General features: G+C 71.1%; 17 protein-coding genes. 6 read left to right on the forward strand and 11 right to left on the reverse strand.

Translation table 11 applies throughout. From position 1 onward, the window contains the following. Positions 1-47 precede the first annotated feature (47 nt). Both VED21_RS05885 and acnA read left to right on the forward strand, forming a co-directional pair. Positions 48-1,076, forward strand: a complete 1,029-nt coding sequence (locus VED21_RS05885; protein WP_324881392.1) for an extracellular solute-binding protein — start codon at positions 48-50, stop codon at positions 1,074-1,076. 134 nt (positions 1,077-1,210) lie between these two features. Beyond that, positions 1,211-3,901, forward strand: coding sequence for an aconitate hydratase AcnA (gene acnA, locus VED21_RS05890; RefSeq protein WP_324881393.1), 2,691 nt, complete (start codon positions 1,211-1,213; stop codon positions 3,899-3,901). 92 nt (positions 3,902-3,993) lie between these two features. Here acnA and VED21_RS05895 read toward each other — a convergent pair whose 3' ends face one another. The 3 genes from VED21_RS05895 to VED21_RS05905 form a co-directional block, all read right to left on the reverse strand. Then, positions 3,994-4,188: a hypothetical protein gene (locus VED21_RS05895; protein WP_324881394.1), complete on the reverse strand. Its 195-nt coding sequence runs from the start codon at positions 4,186-4,188 to the stop codon at positions 3,994-3,996. Positions 4,189-4,484: 296 nt separating this feature from the next. Next, positions 4,485-4,697, reverse strand: a complete 213-nt coding sequence (locus VED21_RS05900) for a hypothetical protein (RefSeq protein WP_324881395.1) — start codon at positions 4,695-4,697, stop codon at positions 4,485-4,487. After that, positions 4,690-5,250 carry a Uma2 family endonuclease gene (locus VED21_RS05905; RefSeq protein ID WP_324881396.1) on the reverse strand — a complete coding sequence of 187 codons (561 nt, stop codon included), beginning with the start codon at positions 5,248-5,250 and terminating at the stop codon, positions 4,690-4,692. The genes VED21_RS05900 and VED21_RS05905 overlap by 8 nt, the downstream gene beginning before the upstream one ends. Before the next feature lie 298 nt (positions 5,251-5,548). Here VED21_RS05905 and VED21_RS05910 point away from each other — a divergent pair, with 298 nt between their 5' ends. Then, the gene (locus VED21_RS05910) at positions 5,549-6,055 is read left to right on the forward strand and encodes a helix-turn-helix domain-containing protein (protein ID WP_324881397.1); all 507 of its coding nucleotides are present in this window, start codon (positions 5,549-5,551) and stop codon (positions 6,053-6,055) included. Positions 6,056-6,108: 53 nt separating this feature from the next. Here VED21_RS05910 and VED21_RS05915 read toward each other — a convergent pair whose 3' ends face one another. Together VED21_RS05915 and VED21_RS05920 are read right to left on the reverse strand one after the other, a co-directional pair. Then, on the reverse strand, positions 6,109-6,465 hold the full coding sequence (locus VED21_RS05915) for a hypothetical protein (RefSeq protein WP_324881398.1): 357 nt from the start codon (positions 6,463-6,465) through the stop codon (positions 6,109-6,111). Positions 6,466-6,764: 299 nt separating this feature from the next. Next, on the reverse strand, positions 6,765-7,637 hold the full coding sequence (locus tag VED21_RS05920; RefSeq protein ID WP_324881399.1) for a LytTR family DNA-binding domain-containing protein: 873 nt from the start codon (positions 7,635-7,637) through the stop codon (positions 6,765-6,767). A 156-nt stretch (positions 7,638-7,793) separates the two neighbouring features. Between VED21_RS05920 and VED21_RS05925 the strand changes: the two genes are divergently transcribed. Further along, entirely contained in the window at positions 7,794-8,231 is a 438-nt protein-coding gene (locus VED21_RS05925; protein ID WP_324881400.1) for a DUF2141 domain-containing protein, read from the forward strand. Between the two features lie 21 nt (positions 8,232-8,252). On the opposite strand, the gene VED21_RS05930 is transcribed toward VED21_RS05925, so the two are convergent. From VED21_RS05930 to VED21_RS05955, 6 genes are all read right to left on the reverse strand, one after another. Further along, positions 8,253-8,933 carry a YafY family protein gene (locus VED21_RS05930; protein ID WP_324881401.1) on the reverse strand — a complete coding sequence of 227 codons (681 nt, stop codon included), beginning with the start codon at positions 8,931-8,933 and terminating at the stop codon, positions 8,253-8,255. A gap of 11 nt (positions 8,934-8,944) precedes the next feature. Next, a complete protein-coding gene (locus tag VED21_RS05935; protein WP_324881402.1) occupies positions 8,945-9,328 on the reverse strand; it encodes a VOC family protein in 384 nt (127 codons plus the stop codon). Between the two features lie 118 nt (positions 9,329-9,446). Further along, on the reverse strand, positions 9,447-10,514 hold the full coding sequence (locus VED21_RS05940; protein WP_324881403.1) for a hypothetical protein: 1,068 nt from the start codon (positions 10,512-10,514) through the stop codon (positions 9,447-9,449). Positions 10,515-10,727: 213 nt separating this feature from the next. Then, positions 10,728-10,946 (reverse strand): DUF1150 family protein, encoded by a 219-nt coding sequence (locus tag VED21_RS05945; protein WP_324881404.1) that lies wholly within the window; start codon positions 10,944-10,946, stop codon positions 10,728-10,730. 45 nt (positions 10,947-10,991) lie between these two features. Next, positions 10,992-11,471: an Hsp20 family protein gene (locus VED21_RS05950; RefSeq protein WP_324881405.1), complete on the reverse strand. Its 480-nt coding sequence runs from the start codon at positions 11,469-11,471 to the stop codon at positions 10,992-10,994. Positions 11,472-11,634: 163 nt separating this feature from the next. Further along, positions 11,635-12,744 carry an NAD(P)/FAD-dependent oxidoreductase gene (locus tag VED21_RS05955; protein ID WP_324881406.1) on the reverse strand — a complete coding sequence of 370 codons (1,110 nt, stop codon included), beginning with the start codon at positions 12,742-12,744 and terminating at the stop codon, positions 11,635-11,637. A gap of 216 nt (positions 12,745-12,960) precedes the next feature. On the opposite strand from VED21_RS05955, the gene VED21_RS05960 reads away from it, so the two are divergent. Both VED21_RS05960 and VED21_RS05965 read left to right on the forward strand, forming a co-directional pair. Further along, positions 12,961-15,924, forward strand: coding sequence for an ATP-binding protein (locus VED21_RS05960; RefSeq protein ID WP_324881407.1), 2,964 nt, complete (start codon positions 12,961-12,963; stop codon positions 15,922-15,924). Beyond that, complete coding sequence (locus VED21_RS05965; RefSeq protein ID WP_324881408.1) at positions 15,917-18,841, forward strand: PAS domain S-box protein; 2,925 nt, start codon at positions 15,917-15,919, stop codon at positions 18,839-18,841. Before VED21_RS05960 ends, VED21_RS05965 begins: the two co-directional genes overlap by 8 nt. Positions 18,842-18,985 lie beyond the last annotated feature (144 nt).

An 18,985-nucleotide genomic window follows, 5' to 3' on the forward strand; every position in this document is an offset into this window, starting at 1 on the left:
ACCCACAAACTCGTCGGGGAGGAGTCGGCATGGCGCGGATGCGGCAAATGGCGGCGATAGCGGCGGCATTGCTCGCCCTGATGCTCCCCACCTCCACCATGGCGGCGGAGCTGCGCGTGCTGACCTGGGCCGACTATGTCGCACCCGAGGTGGCCGCCCGCTTCCAGAAGGAGACCGGCGTCACCCTGGTGCTGGACACCATCGACAATTACACCGAGCTGCGCACCCGCTTCCTCGCCGATCCCACCCGCTACGACCTCATCAACCCGGCCGACTATCAGGTGGCGGAGCTGGCCGCCAAGGGCCTGCTGGAGCGTATCGACGCCTCCCGCCTGCCCGGCTACGCCAACATCCTGGACGGCTGGCGCTCGCCGCCCTACGACCCGCGCAACGAATGGAGCGTGCCGTTCCACTGGGGCACCACCTCCTTCGTCGTCGACACCGACGTCTACCGCGGCGACATCGACAGCACCCGCCTGATCTTCGACCCGCCGGCGGAGCTGAAGGACAAGGTCGGCTTCATGATCGGGGCGGAGGAGACGCTGCGCATGCTGCTCATCCACCTCGGCCTGCCGGCCTGCACGACGGACCGCGCCATCCTGGAACAGGCGATGGCCTATCTGCGGCCCAAGCTGCACAAGGACCGCATCTACACCATCACCACCATCGTCGAGGCGCTGACGTCCGGCCGCATCGCGGCCGGCATCACCTGGAACGGCGACGCGCTGAAGGCGCGCGAGGCGAAGCCCGGCTTGCGCTTCGCCTACCCGCGCGAGGGCGTCACCGTGTGGTCGGACGTGCTGGCGGTGCCCAAAGGTGCCGCCAACCGCGAGGCGGCGCTGGCCTTCATCGATTTCCTGCTCCAGCCGGCCAACGCCGCGCTGCAGACCAACTATACCCGCTACGCCAACCCCGTGCGCGGGTCCGACACCTACATGGACCCGGTGCTGCTCGACGCGCCGGAGGTGGTGGTCCCCTCCAACGTCCGCATCCAGTTCTTCCGCTCCTGCGACAGCGAGCAGATGGACATGTACTCCGAGGTCTGGGACGGCACGCTGCAGGAGTTGGCGAAGTGACCGGGTGACGCACCCGCCCAGACTCGTCTCCCGCCGCGCCGTGCCTACATTAGGGCTTGGCCCCACGACGATGACGCCCGGAGCAGCGCCGGGGCCCAACGACGGCTCCGACGAAGCCAGATGGAGGCGTTCCCGTGACCACGTTCACCGGTCAGGACACGTTGAAGGCCCGCCGCACCCTCACCGTGGGCGGCAAGGGCTACGACTACTACAGCCTGAAGGCGGCGGAGGAGGCGGGGCTCGGCGACCTGTCGCGCCTGCCCTATTCGATGAAGGTGCTGCTGGAGAACCTGCTGCGCTTCGAGGACGGGCGCTCGGTCACCACCGACGACGTGAAGGCGCTGGCCCAGTGGCTGCGCGACAAGCGCTCGGACCGCGAGATCGCCTACCGCCCGGCGCGCGTGCTGATGCAGGACTTCACCGGCGTCCCCGCCGTCTGCGACCTCGCCGCCATGCGTGAGGCGATGGCCGACCTCGGCGGCGACCCACGCCGGATCAACCCTCTGGTGCCCGTCGACCTCGTCATCGACCATTCCGTGATGGTCGACCATTTCGGCACCAAGGACGCCTTCCGCCAGAACGTCGAGCTTGAGTTCGAACGCAACGGCGAGCGGTACGCCTTCCTGCGCTGGGGCCAGAGGGCGTTCGACAACTTCCGCGTCGTGCCGCCCGGCACCGGCATCTGCCACCAGGTGAACGTCGAATACCTGGCCCAGGTCGTGTGGACCGACACCGACCCGTCCGGCACACTCGTCGCCTATCCCGACACGCTGGTCGGCACCGACAGCCACACCACCATGGTGAACGGCCTGGGCGTGCTGGGCTGGGGTGTCGGCGGCATCGAGGCGGAGGCGGCCATGCTGGGCCAGCCCATCTCTATGCTGATCCCCGAGGTGGTCGGCTTCCGGCTGACCGGCCGGCTGAAGGAGGGATCGACCGCCACCGACCTCGTGCTGACCGTCACGCAGATGCTGCGCGCGAAGGGCGTGGTCGGCAAGTTCGTGGAGTTCTACGGCCCCGGCCTCGACGGGCTGACGCTGGCCGACCGCGCCACCATCGGCAACATGGCGCCCGAATACGGCGCCACCTGCGGCATCTTCCCAGTGGACGCGGAGACCATCAACTTCCTCAAGTTCACCGGCCGCGACGCCGACCGCGTGGCGCTGGTCGAGGCCTACGCCAAGGCGCAGGGCATGTGGCGCGACGCTGCCACCCCCGACCCGGTGTTCTCCGACACGCTCGAACTCGATCTCTCCACGGTCGAGCCGTCGCTGGCCGGCCCGAAGCGCCCGCAGGACCGCGTGCCGCTCTCCTCCGCCGCCCCGTTCTTCGCCAAGGACATGACGAGCGCCTACAAGGCCGAGAACCCCAAGGCCCGCGTGCCGGTGCACGGCTCGGACTATGCCCTTGAGCACGGCGCCGTGGTCATCGCCGCCATCACGTCCTGCACCAACACCTCCAACCCCGCCGTGCTGGTCGCCGCCGGCCTCGTCGCCCGCAAGGCGGTGGAGAAGGGGCTGACCACCAAACCCTGGGTCAAGACCTCGCTCGCCCCCGGCTCGCAGGTGGTGACGGACTACCTGGAGAAGGCCGGGCTGCAAACCCACCTGGACCAGTTGGGCTTCAACCTCGCCGGCTACGGCTGCACCACCTGCATCGGCAACTCCGGCCCGCTGCCCGACCCGATCGCCGCGGCGGTGGAAGAGGGCAACCTCGTGGTCGCCGCCGTGCTGTCCGGCAACCGCAACTTCGAGGGGCGCGTCAACCCGCACACCCGCGCCAACTACCTCGCCAGCCCGCCCTTGTGCGTCGCCTACGCGCTGGCCGGCAACATGAACGTCGACCTGACGACGGACCCGATCGGCACCGGCAAGGACGGCCAGCCCGTCTACCTGAAGGACATCTGGCCGACCAGCCGCGAGGTGGACGAGGCCATCGCCGCCGCGCTGTCGGCCGACATGTACCGTTCCCGCTACGCCGACGTGTTCGAGGGGCCGCCGGAATGGCGCTCCATCGCCACGGCGGAGGGGCAGACCTACACGTGGCAGCCCGGCTCCACCTACGTGAAGCTGCCGCCCTTCTTCGAGGGGATGCCGCGCACGCCGGGCGCGGTGTCCGACGTCCGTGGTGCCCGCGTCCTGGCGCTGCTGGGCGATTCCATCACCACCGACCACATCTCGCCCGCCGGCTCCATCAAGAAGACCAGCCCGGCCGGCGAGTACCTGATCAGCCATCAGGTGCGCCCGCAGGACTTCAACTCGTATGGTGCCCGGCGCGGCAACCACGAGGTGATGATGCGCGGCACCTTCGCCAACATCCGCATCAAGAACGAGCTGATCCCCGGCGTCGAGGGCGGCGAGACCAAGCATTATCCCTCCGGCGAGCGCCTGCCGATCTACACCGCCGCCATGCGCTACGCCCAGGAGGGGGTGCCGCTGGTGGTGATCGCCGGCAAGGAGTACGGCACGGGGTCGAGCCGCGACTGGGCGGCCAAGGGCACCCGGCTGCTGGGCATCAAGGCGGTGATCGCCGAGAGCTTCGAGCGCATCCACCGCTCCAACCTCGTCGGCATGGGCATCCTGCCGCTGCAGTTCAAGGACGGCCTGACCCGCCAGTCCCTGAAGCTGGACGGTTCCGAGACCTTCGACGTGACGGGGATCGAGCAGGACCTGCGCCCGCGCAAGGACGTGACGCTCACCATCACCCGCGCCGACGGAAGCACGGAGACGCACAGCCTTCTGCTGCGCATCGACACGCTGGACGAGGTGGAATACTACCGCCACGGCGGCGTGCTGAACTTTGTGCTGCGCAATCTGGCGGCATAACGTTCCGTGGAGACGACGAGGGAGGCCCCGCCTCCCTCGTGCTCCCTCCGGCCGGGGCCCCGGACTCTGCCTCCGGTCCCCCGGACTCCGGTTCATGCATCCCCGACGATGGCGACGACCCGCCCGCTGCCGCCGCACTCCGGGCACGGCCCGGCGTCCACCCGCCCGCCGCCACCGCACCGCGGGCACACCTGCTCCCCCGTCTGCCGCGCCCCCGGCCGGTCCTCGTCGCCCGGATTGCGCTGCGCACCGCCGGCCGGCACCTCGACGCCGCTTTTCTCGCCCATGCCACCCTCCACTATCTGCTTGTGCCGGTGGAACAACGGTGCGTGCGGTTGATCGCGCCTCCTGTTCCCTCTCCCCTCCGGGGAGAGGGTTCGGGTGAGGGGACCCTGCGCGCAGCGCAGACCCTCTCCCGTCCCGGGAGAGGGTGGCGCCGAAGGCGCCGGGTGAGGGGCTTTCCGCTACTCGCGGTCCTTCCTGACCAGATAGCCGTGTTCGATCAGCCAGAATTTGACGATGCGTTTGATCATGGCGGACATCGAGCGGTCGTCTTCGTCCGCGACCTTCTCCATTGCCTTATTTAGACTTTTGAGAGCAGCGATTGCCCTGCGCTTGATCCCTTGGATCTAGTATCCTTGCGCGAAAAACCGATGTGCTCCACCTCGTCGATCACCTCGCGTCCCACATCCGGCCCGCAGTCGAACGCAGTCCGCATCTCCTCGAACGCAGAGCCTGTCAGCAGTTCGCGCAGCGTGTAGCGCCGCCGGCAATGATTATCATTTCCCTCACCCATCCCCGTACAGATCCTCCAGCCGCCATTCCCCGCCCATGGCGGGCAGGGCCAGCACGGCGTCCGGGCCGCTCAGGTGCGGGCGCAGGGTCCAGGCGCCGTCCGGCGTGCGGGTCCAGTGGTCGACGGCGTAGGCGTCCTGCTCCACCAGCAGGATGTCCATGATGCTGTCCACGGCCTGATAGGCGTGCAGCTTCTTCATCATCTCCGTGGCGCTGTTCGACGGCGACAGCACTTCCACGACCAGCACCGGCTTGCCGCCCTTCTCGCGGGTGCCGCCACAATGCACCAGCACATCCGGGCCGAGGTTGTAGTCGCGATCCAGGCGAATGGGCACGCCGGTTCCCGTCTGCGCCCGGCAGGGCCGCTTTGCCCTGCGCAGTGCATTCGTCAGGGCGACGAGGATGCCGCCGGCGACATCGCCATGCCGCGACGTCGGGAAGGCGTGCGCGACCACGATCATGCCGTCGATCAACTCGGCCTTGCGGTCGCCGAAGCTCATGGCCTCGAACTCTTCGAGGGTGACGGGGTCGATGCGGTGCGCGGGATCGGCCATCGTGCGTCCTCCTCAACGCGGACAGTGCCAGTGTGCCGCATTTCGCGGCGCCCTTGAAGGGGGTTGCACGCCCCCGGAAGGACAAAAATCCATTTCCTTCATCGGTGTCCATCTGTGTTCATCTGTGGCTAAAATCCCGCTTCCCCCCGGATGGACGCAACGGGGTGAGCGGTTTTTGGCCGCAGATGAACACAGATAGACACAGATGGACGCCGGGCGATCCACCACCCCTTGCGAAAATCTCTCCCACCATATAGGATAATAGTCCTTGTGAATGCCAGCGTCCGGAGCCCCGCCCATGCCCGCCACCACCCCGCCGCCCGCCAACCCCGCGCTGTCCGAACCGCCGGCCCCGGCCGACGGCGTTCTGGTGCCGGGGTCGCGCTATTCCGACCGCGACTGGGCGCTGGCGGCGCACCGGTTGGCGTTGGGCTGGCCGGTGGTGCAGGTGGCGCAGGCCATGGGCTGCCACCGCAACACCGTGTGGCGCGCCCTCCAGATCTCCGAGGATTTCCGCGCCCGCGTGGCGTGGGAGCGGGAGTGCCTGCGGCACGAGGCGGAGACGCGACTGGCCTCCACCGTCCACCTTGCCGCCGCCAACATCGAGAAGGCGGTGCAGGAGGGCGACCTGAAGGCCAGCTACTGGGTGCTCGACCGGCTGGGACCGTCGCGCGTGCTGGCGCCGCCCGCCCCGGCGCAGCCGGTCGACCCGAAGTCCTGGCCGGAGAGCGAGGACGAAAGCCCCGACCGTGTCCCGCTCGACTGGCAGGACGCGTACAAGCCCGACCTGCCGTTGCCGCGCTGAGGGGATAGGAAGATGGTCACCATGGCCTGGGGGTTCCGGCTGCCGAACGGCGCCTACACGCGCGACACGACCGACGGCTTCGCGGCGCTGGGCCTGCGCTCGCAACGGCAGCGGCGGGTGACGCCCTGGCTGCTGTACGATCCGGCGTACCGGCGCGACGTCTTCCCGTCCTCACCCACGCGGGGCGAGCGGCCCCCGCCGCTCGACGGGGCGCTGGCGCTGGGCGAGCCGCCGGCGCCGACCTGCGAGGAGGGGCGCATCGTGCCGCGCTCGCCGCGTTCCGACCGCGACTGGATCAAGGCGGCGCGGATGCTGGCGGCCGGCCACCCGCTGCGCTGGGTGGCGTGGCAGGTCCGGATGCACGACCGCACGCTGCGCAACGCCTGGGTCGAGCACGACGACTTCCGCATCCGCACCTACTGGGAATACCACGCCCTGCTGCGCGAGGCGCGCGCCCGGCTGAACGCCGCGGCCGACGTGGTCGCCCCTTCCTGGTGCGCCGACGAATCGCGGGACTGGATCACCCCGCCGGCCAGCCGTGATGCCCATGGCGACAGTGCCCCCGGCCACGATGCCCTCGGCGAGGATACCCGTTGTGTGGATGGTGCTGGCGCCGTGGACAGCACAACACAGCACAACGACGCCGCCATCCCCGCACGGCCCGTGCATGCCCCGCCGCACGCCCGGCCCCGCGTCAGCACACCGCGTGTCAGCCCGTCCCGCTCCCACCCATCCCGCTCCGCTCCAGCCAGCCGGCGGCCCGCACGGCGGGCGCGAAGCTGCGGCTCACCGGCACTTTCAGGCCGGTCGACAGCACCAGCGTCAGCTTGCCGTCCGGCTTGCGCTCCACCCCGGTCACGGCCGCCGCCGCCACCCAGTAGGAGCGGTGCACCTGCAGCCCGTCGAATCCCTCCAGTTCGGCCACCGCGTCGCGCAGGCGCATAAGCAGCAGGTCGCTGCCGTTGGCCGTGTGGACGCGGACGTAATGGTCCTCCATCTCCAGCGCCACCAGCGACCGGCCCAGCCGCGCCGGGATGCGCGCCAGGAAGGGGATCTCGCGCGGGACCGGCCCGGCGGCCGGTTCGGGAACCGGCACCTTGACCGCTTCCGGCACGGCCGGCATCGGCGGCGCGCCGACCAGCCCGCGGTCGCGCAGCTCCAGCCACAGCGGCACCGCCGTCACCAGCGCGGTGATGACCGCCACGTAGACGAACATCTCCGCCAGCCCCAACGGGTGCAGGTAGTCCAGCCCGCGCAGCGTCACCTCCAGCGTGGCGACGCAGACGGTCAGCAGCGCCGTCACCGTCAGCGCCACGCCGGCCAGGATCGTCCGCCACGCGTGCGCCCGCCGCTTCAGGATGCGGAAGGCCGCCTGCGACACGGCCTCGAAGGCCAGCGCCCCCAGCCCGATCAGCCCGCCCCAGTAGGCCAGCCGCTGCGCCGCCGTCAGGTCCGCGAAGGTGCCGAAGGGGCCAATCACCGTCAGCACCGCCACCGTGGCGGCCAGCACCGGCAGACGCCGCCCGAACAGCCGCCGCAGGTAGGGGGTGCGCGGCCGCCCGGCCATGTCCATGACCGTCATTCCGGGCTCCGTCATTCCGGGCCCCGTCATTTCACGCATCGCCAACCGCCGTCCCCTGCGATTCGCGAAGGCGCCGCCGTCCGCGCGCGCAGCCGCGCTGGCCGCCGGCGGCCCGGTCGCGGCATGAAACGGCAATCGTCCACGACGGAGGCATGAATGACGTCCAAAGCTGTCCTGCTCACCCTGGTCCTGGTCCTGGTCCTGGGAATGGCCGCGGCCGCCCCGGCCACGGCCGGGGAGCTTCGCGCAACCATCCGCAACGTCAAGCCCCAGCAGGGCAAGGTGATGGTCGGCGTGTACGAGAGCGCCGCCGCCTACAAGGCCGAGCGCCGCTTCGCCGGGCAGGAGCTGCCCGCCACGGGAAGCGAGGTGACCGCCACGTTCCACAACCTGCCGGAAGGGACCTACGCCCTGACCGTCTACCAGGACGTCGATGGCGACGGCAAGCTCAACCGCAACCTCGTCGGCATCCCGACCGAGCCCTATGGCTTCAGCCGCGACGCCTCGGCCGGCCTCGGCATGCCGTCCTTCGAGGCGCTGGCCGTCCCCGTCGGCGCCGGCCCCGCCGCCACGGCGCTGAGCCTGACGCAATAGCCGCCGGCCTGCTCCACGCCGTCACTCCACGCCGTATTGGGCGAACAGGTCGGCCAGGCTGCGGCCCGGCTCCTCCACGAAGGTCCGTTCCAGCAGCCGCACCTCGGCCATGCGGTCGACGCGGAAGGTGCGGAAGTCCTCGCGCAGCTCGCACCACGCCCCCAACGTCCACACCCGGCCCCAGAAGAACAGGCCGAGCGGCCGGGCGGAGCGGACCGACGGCGTCCCGTCCCCGCGGGCGTAGTCGAAGGCGACGACGCGCCGCGCGTTGGCGGCGGCGCGCAACAGGTCCACGCGCTCGCGCACCTCGGCGGTGGCGCAGTCGTCGGGTGCATAGACGCGGATGTCGGCCAGCTCGCGCCGCCGCCCGTCCGGCACCACCGCCTCGACCTTGTCGAGCGCGCGGGCGGCGGCCTCCGCCAGCGCGCCGCCGCTCCAGGCGCGCAGCAGCCGCGCGCCGACCACCAGGGCCTCGACCTCGTCCCGCGTGAACATGAGCGGCGGCAGGTCGTACCCTTCGCGCAGGATGTAGCCCACCCCCGCCTCCCCCTCGACCGGCACGCCCGAGGCGGCGAGGTCGCGCAGGTCGCGGTAGATGGTCCGCTCCGACACCTCCAGGCGCCGCGCCAGGGTGGCGGCCGTGACCAGCCGGCCCTTGCGCAGGACCTGCACGATGTCGAACAGGCGGTCGGCGCGGCGCATGGCGGGTCCCGCTAGTGGCGCGAGTGCAGGCCGACGCGGTTGCCCTCGCTGTCGATGATGTGCGCGAAGTAGCCGATCTCCTCGGTGATCAGCGTCTTCGGCACGGCGATCTTGCCACCGGCCGCCTCGACGCGCGAGAGGAGTTCGGACAGGTCGTCGCCGCCGTTCAGGTAGACCACGACGCCCTGCTGATTCGGCACGTAGCCCTCGCCGGTGACGACGCAGCCGCTGACGGACGCGCCCCCGGCGCCGGGGAACACACCCATCCGCATGCCCGTGTTCGGGCAGGCCTCCGGCGTCAGAGTGACGGCCAGCACGGTCTCGTAGAAGCGCACGGCGCGGTCGTGGTTGTCGGCGGGGATCTCGAACCAGACGGCGGCGTTGGGGGTCTGCATGGGGAATGTCCTTCCTTGGCGATGTCGTTGTCAGGGGTTCGTGCCGGCACGCCCCCTTTGTACGACACCCCTCCTGACAGCATGGTGTCAGGAGGAAGGCCGGCTCATCCCGCCCGGCTCACACCACCTGTCCGCGGGCGGCCGTCTGCTCCAGCGACTTGATGTGCGACAGGCCCGGCAGGATCTCGGACTTGATGAACTCCAGCCGCCGGTTGGGGCCGCCGCCGCCGCGCGCGAAGCGGGCCTTCCACAGGTCCATCTTCACGGCAAGGCCGCACAGCACGCCGCCGATGGTCACGTGGTGCGCGGTGATCAGTTCGCGGATGGACCGGAAGGTCTGGGCGTTGATGTCGCGCCAGAAGTCCTTGGACCGGTTGTCGAAGCTCTCGAACCGCCCGGTGATCGAGGTGGTGATGTCCGTCAGGTCGCGCGAGATGTCGTCCAGCATCCGCGCCTGCCGGAAGTCGCGCTTGATCTCGTTGGATCCGCGCACCTCGGCCATCCACGCCAGGAACCGCTGCACCTCGGGGACGATGTCGTCCAGGCACTTCTTGAAGTAGGCCAGCGACAGGAAGATGTCGCCGTACTCCTCCAGGAAGTTGGGGATGTCCATCAGCCCGATGTCCAACCGGTCGGCCATCATGCGCAGGTTCTGCAGCGCCTCCTCCCGGTTGGGGTTGGCGAACATGCGGATGATGTCGTCGACGCTCTGGATGCTGACGTCTTCCGAACCGTAGACGTGTTCGATCAGCGGCCGGGTGAACACCGTCATGTACTTCGTCAGCTCGGACTTCTTCCGGTCCGACAGGGTCAGGGCGGCATGGTCGTTGATGTTGATGTTCAGCCGCCGCAGCTCCAGGCGCAGCGTGTAGACGTCGAAGCTGGCGGCCTGCGCGATCTTCTCGATCTTCACGAGGTCGCGCTCGACCTGTTCCTTGTAGGACTCGAAATAGACGGCGACGTCGCGCGGCGCGATCTGGCCGCTGCCGGCCGACACGTCGTTGAACATCTCGATGACGGTCTGCAGGCGGACGTTCTTGATCAGCCGCGCCTGCTGCAGCCCCGGCGTCTCCAGCGGGATCGCCGACAGCGGCATGATGTGCAGCGCGTCGCGCGCCTCGTCCTCCCAGGACTTGCGGCGCGCGGCGTCGGCACTTGGCTCGCTCGCTGGATGACCGCCGTCCACGGCCACTCTCCTCTAAACCGTTCGGGCTACCCCCTCGATGCCCCCCAAGATAATCTTGTCGGGACTCGAAACAAGGTGGGGCAGCGGCCCCGTCGCATGTCGGACCGACCCATGGCAGGGCGGCCCCACCACGGGCATAGCACATTTTCCGGCCGCGATGGAAAGGCGGAGGACGGAGAAGGCGGTCGCGGACGGCGGAGGCGTGGACCCGCGTCAGTGGACGCTGACCGGCTCCATGTCGTTCTGCCGGACGGCGGCGAAGGCCACGTCGCGGTTCGGCAGGACGGTCAGCGGCGTGCCGTCGGCGGCGTGCACGGCGAAGCCGGCGTTGCCGTCGACCTCCACCGCCTTGACGTAGGCGACGTGGTCGACGCCGAAGGCGACGAAGTCCTGGGGCGACAGCTGGCGCAGGAGGGTGGCGGCGGGGTTCATGTCGAACTCTCTCTCAAGAAGGGGAATGGCGGGCGCCGGGAACGCTCAGCCTTCCGAGCGGTCGGGGGCGACGTCGATGGTGCGCGGGCCGGCGGCTTCGTCGCCCTGGGCGGTCGGCCGCTCGATCTTGATGGTGCGCACCTTCGGCTCGGGCATGGGCCGCTTCAGGTCGATGTTGAGCAGGCCGTTGTCCAGCGTGGCGCCGACCACCTCGATGCCCTCGGCCAGCACGAAGCTGCGCTGGAACTGGCGGGCGGCGATGCCGCGGTGCAGGTAGACGCGGGACCGGTCGTCCTGCTGGCGGCCGCGGATGACGAGCTGGTTGTCCTCGATCTGCACCGACAGGTCGTCGTTGGTGAAGCCGGCCACCGCCAGCGTGATGCGCAGGCCGTCGTCGCCGATCTGCTCGATGTTGTAGGGCGGGTAGCCCTCGGCCGAGCTTTTGGCGATGCGGTCCAGCGTGCGCTCGAACTGGTCGAAGCCGAGCAGCAGCGGACTGTTGAACAGGGAGAGGCGGGTCGACATGGCGCATCCTCCTCGGACGTGAGCGAGTTGCAGCGTGGGCCCGTGCTCCGGCGCCCGGTGGGAGGCAGCCCGCGCGAGAAGGCGGCGCTGCCCGTAGTCCATTAGATGGGGAGGCGGGCTCCCCGGTCAAGATTGCGGCGCGGCGGGAACGCCGCCGTCACCGTCATCCCAGCGCGTCGGCCACCGCGTCTGCGACGGCGAGACAGGAGGTGAGGCCGGGCGACTCGATGCCGAACAGGTTCACCAGCCCCGGCACCCCGTGGTCCGCCGGCCCCTGGATCAGGAAATCGGCGGCCGGCGCCCCCGGCCCGCTCAGCTTCGGGCGGATGCCGCAGTAGGCCGGCACCAGCGCCTCGTCCGGCAGGTCCGGCCAGTAGCGGCGGATGGAGGCGTAGAAGCCGTCGGCGCGGCGCGGGTCGACCGAATAGTCGAAGTCCGATCCCGGCAGCCACTCCACGTCCGGGCCGAAGCGCGCCTGTCCCGCCAGGTCCAGCGTCAGGTGCACGCCTAGGCCGCCGTCCTCGGGCACTGGGTAGACGAGGCGGGTAAAGGGCGAGCGCCCCTTGCCCAGCGCGTAGTAATTTCCCTTGGCCAAGAACCGCGGCGGCACGGCACCCGCCGGCAGCCCGTCGACGGCGCGCGCCACGTCCCAGGCGCCCAGCCCGGCGGCGTTGACCAGGACCGAGCAGCCGATGCGCATCGGCTCCGCCCCGCCGACCTCCACGGTGATGCCGCCGTCCTCGACGCGGGCCGCGGCCAGCGGGCTGTGGAAGGCCAGCATGGCGCCGTGCTCCTCGGCGTCGCCCTGCAGGGCCAGCATCACGCCGTGGCTGTCGACGATGCCGGTGGAGGGCGACAGCAGGGCCGCCACGCAATGCAGGTTCGGCTCCATCGCCTTCGCCTCGGCGGCATCGACCGGGCGCAGGTCGTCCACGCCGTTGGCCGCCGCCTGCCGGCGGATGGCGTCCAGCTTGGCCACCTGCGTGTCGTCGGTGGCGACGATCAGCTTGCCCAGGCGCTGGTGCTCCACCCCGTGCTCGCGGCAGAAGGCGTAGAGCGCTTCGCGGCCGGCGACGCACAGCCGCGCCTTCAGGCTGCCGGTGGGGTAGTAGATGCCGGCGTGGATGACCTCCGAGTTGCGCGAGCTGGTGCCGGTGCCGATGGCGTCCGCCGCCTCCAGCACGATCACCTCGCGCCCGGCCAGCGCCAGCCGGCGCGCCACGGCCAAGCCCACGACGCCGGCCCCGACGACCACGCACTCCACCCGCTCCATCACGTCCTCCAGACCCGCTGCCAGACCCGCTGCCGCCGGGCAAATTGGCCGTATTCGATGCCGCGGCGCAAGGGGCCAGCGGAGCGGCCGCAACCGGACGTCGGGATTTGGCGGGCTTTTATCCCGCATCCACGTTATCGTGACGCATACGAATCGCCTAAGACTTACGGTATAATTTCCGCTTCCGCCGCCCGCGCCGCCAGCCTTCGAGCAGCCATGGTCCCCTTCCGCCTGAGACATCCCAGCCCGCGCGGCGTCCTGCTCGCCGTGTTCCTGGCCGGCGCCGCGCTGGGCATCGGGGCGGTGGCGCTGGAGACGGTGAAGGACCACGACGAGACGGTGGACCGCGCCTCGCTAGCGGCAGAGAACACCGTGCGCCTGCTGGAGGAGCACGCCCTGCGCGCGCTCGACGCCAGCGACCTGCTGATCCAGCGCGTCGCCGAGCGGATCCGCGAACAGGGGCTGGCGCGCTTCGCCGTGTCGCGCCAGGAATGGGACCGGCTGCGCCGCGGCGTCGACATGCTGCCGCAGGTGGGCTCGCTGGTGGTGCTCGACGCCGGCGGGCGGGTGCTGGTCAGCGCCGTGTCGTTCCCGCCGCCGACGCTGTCCGTGCCCGACCGGGAGTACTTCGTCGCGCACCGGGACCGCGGCGAGGAGGTCCACCTCGGCGCCGCCGTGGTCAGCCGGATCCTGAAGAGCCGCTCCTTCACGCTCAGCCGCCGCCTGACCGACGCCGAGGGGCGCTTCGCCGGGGTGGTAGTGGCCTTCCTCGATATCTCCTACTTCGGCGCCTTCTACGCCGGTCTCGACATCGGCGTTCCGACCACCATCAACATGTACCGCGAGACCGGCGAGGTGATCGCCCGCCAGCCCATGCTGGACACCGACGTCGGCCTGTCCATCGCCGACGGCGACCTGTTCCGCGCCCATCTGCCCCGCACCCCGAACGGCACCTACATCGGCCCTTCGCCGCACGACGGGGTGATGCGGGTGCTGGCCTACCGGCGGGCGGCGGCGCTGCCGATGGTGATGACGGTCGGGCTCGACCTCGACGCCGTGCTGGCCGACTGGCGGCTGCGCACGCTGCGCAACGGCGGCATTCTGCTGGTCGGGCTGTTCGCCTTCGGCGGGCTGACGGCCCTGGGCCTGCGCAGCATCGGGCGCGAGGACGCGGCCCGCCGCGCCGCCGAGGAGGGGGCGGGCTTCGTGCGCACGGTGCTCGACTCCATGAGCGCGCACATCGTCATCCTCGACGCCGACGGTGCCATCATCGCCGCCAACCAGGCGTGGCACGGCTTCACCGGTGGCGGCGGCCTGCTCGGCGCCGTGCCGCCGGGGGGCAACTACCTGGCCGCGTGCGACGCCGCCGGCCAGGATGCCGACAACCCGAACGCCGACGGCGCTCGCGCCGCCGCGGCCGGCATCCGCGCCGTGCTGGACGGGCGGCGCAACGAATTCCTGCTGCCCTACGCCAGCCACGCCGGGGTGGAGCGGCGCTGGTACAACCTGCGCGTCCGCCGGCTGGCCGGCGACGGCCCGGTGCGCGCCGTGGTCAGCCACGAGAGCATCACCAACATCATCCTGGCCGAGGAGGCGATGCGGGTCAGCGAGGGGCGCTACCGCCTGCTGGCCGAGAACGCCACCGACATGATCGCCCGGCTCGACCCGGAGCTGCGCTTCCTCTACGTCTCGCCGGCCGCGCAGGAGATCCTGGGCTACCCGCCGGCCGAGCTGAAGGGGCGGGTGGCCTCGCTGTATTGCCACCCGGCCGACCTGGAGGGCATGGTGGCGGCGCTGCGCTCCCTGCGGCCGGGGGCGGAGCGCGCCACCATCCAGTACCGCGCGCGGCGCGGCGACGGCTGCTTCGCTTGGGTGGAGGCGGCGGTCCGGCTGGTCCGCGACCCGGCCGGCGTGGAGGCGGATGAGTTCGTCATGGGCCTGCGCGACATCGAGGGGCGCAAGCGCATCGAGCAGGAGCTGGCCCACGCCCGCGAGGAGGCGGAGCGCGCCAACCGCGCCAAGTCCGACTTCCTGGCGATGATGAGCCACGAGATCCGCACGCCCATGAACGGCATCCTGGGCTTCGCCGACCTGCTGCTCGACACGCCGCTGGGCGAGGAGCAGCGCCGCCACGCGGACAACGTGCGCGCCGCCGCGCGCGCCCTGCTGACGGTCATCAACGACGTGCTCGACTTCTCGCGGCTGGAGGTCGGGCGCATGGTTCTGCGCTCCGCCCCGTTCAGCCCGCGCGACGTGGCGTCCACCTGTGGGGCCGTGCTGCGCGACGCTGCCGCGGCCAAGGGGCTGGCGCTGCGCATCACGGTGGCGCCGGACGTGCCCGACCGCGTGCTGGGCGACGCCGACCGCCTGCGCCAGGTGCTGCTGAACCTGCTGGGCAACGCCGTGAAGTTCACCCGCCAGGGTGGCGTGGCGCTGTCCGTGTCGTCGGATTCCGTTGGCGACACCGGCGGCGCCTTCGATGACGGCGCCGCCGCCGTGCTGAAGTTCGCCGTCACCGACACTGGCCCCGGCATCGCGGAGGAGGAGCGGCCCCGCCTGTTCCAGCGCTTCACGCAGCTCGGGTCCGCACACCCGGGCACCGGGCTGGGGCTCGCCATCTCCAAGCAGCTGGTCGCCCTGATGGGCGGCGAAATCGGCGTGCTCAGCACGCCCGGCGTCGGCTCGACCTTCTGGTTCACCGTGCCGCTGCCGGCCGCGACGGCGGGCGCCGCCGCCGCCGGGGTGGCGCCGGACGGGCCGCCGCGGACCACGGCGCCCGCCCGCATCCTGCTGGCCGAGGACCTGCCGATGAACCAGGAGCTGGCGGCCACCATGCTGCGGCGCGCCGGGCATACGGTGGACGTGGTGCCCGACGGCGCGGCGGCGGTGGCGGCGGTGCACGATACGGTATATGATATGATCCTGATGGACGTGCGCATGCCGGTCATGGACGGTCTGGCGGCGACGGTGGCGATCCGCGCGCTGTCCGGCCCGGCGCGCGAGGTGCCGATCGTCGCCATGACGGCCAACGCCATGCCCGACGAGGTCGCCAAGTGCCGCGACGCCGGCATGGACGACGTGGTGGTCAAGCCGGTCGAGCGCGAGGCGCTGCTGGACGCGGTGGCGCAATGGACCGGCCGGTCCCGGAACGCGGCAAGAGGGGAGGGTGCGCGTGGATGACACCGTAAGGCTCTTCCTCCTCGACCTGGCCAAGAACATCGGCCTGTTCGCCCTGGTGGTGCTGGTGTTCCTGCGGCTGCGCGCGCCCACGAACGGTGCCCGCGCGCCGCTGCGCCAAGTGCTGCTGCGCCAGATGCTGCTGGGCTGCGTGTTCGGCGGCGTGGCCGTGCTGGGCATGCTGGATCCCGTGCGCCTCGCCTCCGGCCTGATCGTCGACGGGCGCAACGTCATGGCGGCGCTGGCCGGCCCGTTCGGCGGGCCGCTGGCCGGGGTGGTCGCCGCGCTGACGATCGGCGGCTACCGCCTGTGGCTGGGCGGCGGCGGCGCCTGGCCCGGCGTCTATTCCATCACGCTGATCGCGCTGGCCGGGATCGGGCTGGAGGTCTGGCTGCGCCGCAGCGGGCGCCCGTTCCGCTGGCCGCACCTCGCCCTGCTCGCCATCGCGGTCACACTGATCACGCCATCGGCCTTCCTGCTGCTGCCGCCGGACATGGCGCAACGGATGCTGCGCTCCGCCCTTGTGCCGCTGACCGTCGCCAACGCGCTGGGCATCCTGGTGCTGGGCGGGCTGCTGATGCGCGAGGTGCAGCGCCAGCGCCTCGCCGACGCGCTGGCGGAGAGCCAGCGCCGCTTCGCCGCCATCGTCGCCAACGCGCCGGGCGGCGTGTACCAGCGCGTGCTCACCGCCGGCGGCGGTCTGACCTATCCCTTCTGCAGCCCCGGCTTCTACAAGCTGTTCGGCCTTCCCGACGGCGAGGCGGTGACCATCGAGCGGCTGACGCAGGCGGTGCATCCGGACGACGTCGCGTGGCTGCGCACCTCGATCCGCGCCTCCGCCAGGGCGCTGACGCCCTGGAACGAGGAGTTCCGCATCGTCTGGTCCGACGGGACGGTGCGCTGGCTGAGCGGCAGCTCGCAGCCGCACCGCCGCGCCAACGGCGACGTCGTCTGGGACGGCTTCCTCGTCGACGTGACCGACCGCAAGCGCGAGGAGGAACTGCTGCGCGAGGCCAAGGAAGCGGCCGAGCGCGCCAGCGCCCTCAACGCCCGCTTCGCCAAGGCCATCGAGGCCACCGGCACCGGGGTCGTCATCACCGACGCCCGCCGGGCCGACCACCCCATCGTCTTCGTCAACCCCGCCTTCACCGCCATCACCGGCTACACCGCCGAAGAGGCGCTGGGCCGCAGCGGATTCATGCTGCACGGCGCCGACACCGATCCGGACGCCGCCGCGCGGATCCTGGAGGCGGGCGAGGCCGGCCGGCCGGTGTGGCTGGAGGTGCTGTGCTACCGCAAGGACGGCCGGCCGTTCTGGGCCAAGCTGAACGTTTCCCCCGTGCAGGACGCGGACGGGCACCTGCAGGCGTTCGTCGGCATCATCGACGACGTCACCGCCCGCAAGGAGGACGAGCGCGCCCTGGTCCAGGCCCGTGTCGAGGCGGAGGCGGCCAGCCGCGCCAAGGACGAGTTCCTGGCCACCATGAGCCACGAGATCCGCACGCCGATGAACGGCGTCGTCGGCTTCGCCGACCTGCTGCTCGGCACGCCGCTGGACGACCAGCAGCGCCGCTACGCCACCCATGTGCGCGACGCCGGCCGGGCGCTGCTGACCGTGATCAACGACATCCTCGACTTCTCGCGCATCGAAGCCGGTACGCTGGACCTGCGCGCGGCCGACTTCTCGCTGCGCGAACTGATGGCGGGGTGCGAGGCGGTGGTGCGCGCGGACGCCCTGGCCAAGGGGCTCGCCCTCGACGTCACCGTGGCACCCGAAGTGCCGGAACGGCTGCGCGGCGACCCCGACCGGCTGCGCCAGGTGGTGCTCAACCTGCTCGGCAACGCCGTGAAGTTCACCGAGCGAGGCAGCATCCTCGTGAACGTCACGCGGGTGGAGGAAGCGTTCGGCGGTCCGACCCTGATGGTGCGCGTTTCCGACACCGGCATCGGCATTCCCGAGGACCGGCAGGCGCAGCTGTTCCGCCATTTCGTGCAGATCGACCGCACGCGCGGCGGCACCGGTCTCGGCCTCGCCATCAGCCGCCGCATCGTCGAGCGGATGGGCGGCGCCATCGGCGTGCAGAGCCAGCCCGGCGTGGGCAGCACCTTCTGGTTCACGGTCGCCCTGCCGGAAGCCGCGCGCACCGGACCCGCCGCCGACGTCGCGGGCGGCGGTCGTCGGGCCGCGCGCATCCTGGTGGCCGAGGATCTGGCGATGAACCGCGAGTTGGCGGTCACGCTGCTGCGCAACGCCGGCCACACGGTGGAGGCCGTGGAGAACGGCCGCGCCGCGGTGGATGCGGTGAGCGGCGGTGCCTGGGACCTCGTGCTCATGGACGTGCAGATGCCGGTCATGGATGGGCTGGAGGCCACCCGCGCCATCCGCGCGCTGCCGCCGCCCGCCGGCACCATCCCCATCCTCGCCATGAGCGCCGGCGCCCTGTCCCCGGAGGTGGCGCGCTGCCGGAGCGCCGGCATGGACGGCCACGTCGCCAAGCCGATCGAGCGGGACGAGATGCTGGCCGCCATCGACCATGCCCTGCAGAACCGAGACCTACCGGTTGCCGCTCCCGCTGCTCCCGCCGCTCCGGCGGAGCCGGCGGTCCTCGACCCCGCCGCTCTGCAGGCCCTGGAGCGTGAGTTCGGGTCCGAGCGCGCCCGGGCCCTGGTGGCCGAATTCGCCGCGGAACTCCCCGCCCGGATCGCCCGCGTGCAGGCCGCCACGGGTGATCCGGAACGCCAGGGCTTCGAGGCGCACGCGGTGATCTCGCTGGCCGCCAACGTCGGCCTGCGCGAACTGTCCTCGGCCGCCCGCGCGCTCTGCGCCGCGCTCCGCACCGGCGGCGCCGACGCCCAGCCCCTTACCACTGCCCTCGTGGACGCCGCCGACAGGGCACTGGCCGCGTTGCGCGAGGCGTGACGTTGGGCCTTCCGCGGAGGTTGGGTTGAGCACGGCGAAAACCCAACGCCGCAGCCATCCAACCGCGGTTGTTCTTGAAAAGTTCCGCTTTCCCCGTTACGATTCGCTCCGGACCGGTGGCCCGGTCCGGCGGCGTTGTGCAAA

Origin of the sequence: Azospirillum sp., from assembly GCF_035627195.1 — a bacterium.
Lineage (GTDB): Bacteria > Pseudomonadota > Alphaproteobacteria > Azospirillales > Azospirillaceae > Azospirillum.

Bases quoted from the DNA above. Each gene is read 5' to 3' on its own strand.
- VED21_RS05885 (WP_324881392.1), top strand. From the start codon at position 48: ATGGCGGCGATAGCGGCGGCATTGCTCGCCCTGATGCTCCCCACCTCC.
- VED21_RS05895 (WP_324881394.1), bottom strand. From the start codon at position 4,188: ATGGGCGAGAAAAGCGGCGTCGAGGTGCCGGCCGGCGGTGCGCAGCGC.
- VED21_RS05900 (WP_324881395.1), bottom strand. From the start codon at position 4,697: ATGGGTGAGGGAAATGATAATCATTGCCGGCGGCGCTACACGCTGCGC.
- VED21_RS05905 (WP_324881396.1), bottom strand. From the start codon at position 5,250: ATGGCCGATCCCGCGCACCGCATCGACCCCGTCACCCTCGAAGAGTTC.
- VED21_RS05910 (WP_324881397.1), top strand. From the start codon at position 5,549: ATGCCCGCCACCACCCCGCCGCCCGCCAACCCCGCGCTGTCCGAACCG.
- VED21_RS05915 (WP_324881398.1), bottom strand. From the start codon at position 6,465: ATGCGGAAGTCGTCGTGCTCGACCCAGGCGTTGCGCAGCGTGCGGTCG.
- VED21_RS05920 (WP_324881399.1), bottom strand. From the start codon at position 7,637: ATGACGGTCATGGACATGGCCGGGCGGCCGCGCACCCCCTACCTGCGG.
- VED21_RS05925 (WP_324881400.1), top strand. From the start codon at position 7,794: ATGACGTCCAAAGCTGTCCTGCTCACCCTGGTCCTGGTCCTGGTCCTG.
- VED21_RS05930 (WP_324881401.1), bottom strand. From the start codon at position 8,933: ATGCGCCGCGCCGACCGCCTGTTCGACATCGTGCAGGTCCTGCGCAAG.
- VED21_RS05935 (WP_324881402.1), bottom strand. From the start codon at position 9,328: ATGCAGACCCCCAACGCCGCCGTCTGGTTCGAGATCCCCGCCGACAAC.
- VED21_RS05945 (WP_324881404.1), bottom strand. From the start codon at position 10,946: ATGAACCCCGCCGCCACCCTCCTGCGCCAGCTGTCGCCCCAGGACTTC.
- VED21_RS05950 (WP_324881405.1), bottom strand. From the start codon at position 11,471: ATGTCGACCCGCCTCTCCCTGTTCAACAGTCCGCTGCTGCTCGGCTTC.
- VED21_RS05955 (WP_324881406.1), bottom strand. From the start codon at position 12,744: ATGGAGCGGGTGGAGTGCGTGGTCGTCGGGGCCGGCGTCGTGGGCTTG.
- VED21_RS05960 (WP_324881407.1), top strand. From the start codon at position 12,961: ATGGTCCCCTTCCGCCTGAGACATCCCAGCCCGCGCGGCGTCCTGCTC.